This is a genomic window from Pseudomonas sp. Fl4BN1 (assembly GCF_009908285.1).
GTDB lineage: Bacteria > Pseudomonadota > Gammaproteobacteria > Pseudomonadales > Pseudomonadaceae > Aquipseudomonas.
Genome location: NZ_JAAARM010000099.1, coordinates 1 through 455 on the forward strand (window position 1 = coordinate 1; position 455 = coordinate 455).

General features: G+C 67.0%; 1 protein-coding gene. It reads left to right on the plus strand.

Features of this window, described 5'->3' with window-relative positions; genetic code table 11:
* The coding region (locus tag GV818_RS33745; RefSeq protein WP_161778749.1) for a tyrosine-type recombinase/integrase at window positions 1–455 on the plus strand (455 nt) is incomplete at both ends.

Here is a 455-nt window from a genome sequence, read left to right on the forward strand (position 1 = left end):
GGCTGCGCGTGTCGGAAATCGTCGCGCTGAAAACGGTGGAAGTCGGCCTGAACGAGGGCGTGGTTCGCGTGGTCGGGGGCAAGGGCGGCAAGGACCGCCTGGTGCCGTTCGGCGCGGAAGCGGGCGACTGGCTGCGGCGTTATCTGCAGGATCGCCAAACGGGCCGCACCGCGCTGCTCGGCGAGCGCACGGCTGACGCGCTCTTCGTCACCGCGCGCGGCGAAGGCATGACGCGCCAGGCGTTCTGGTATCTCATCAAACGCTATGCGCTGCTCGCCGACATTCACGCGCCGTTGTCTCCGCATACGTTGCGGCACGCGTTTGCCACGCACCTGCTTAACCACGGCGCAGACTTGCGCGTCGTGCAGATGCTGCTCGGCCACGCAGATATTTCCACGACGCAGATCTACACCCACGTCGCGCGCGAGCGGCTGCGTACGCTGCATGCGCAGCAC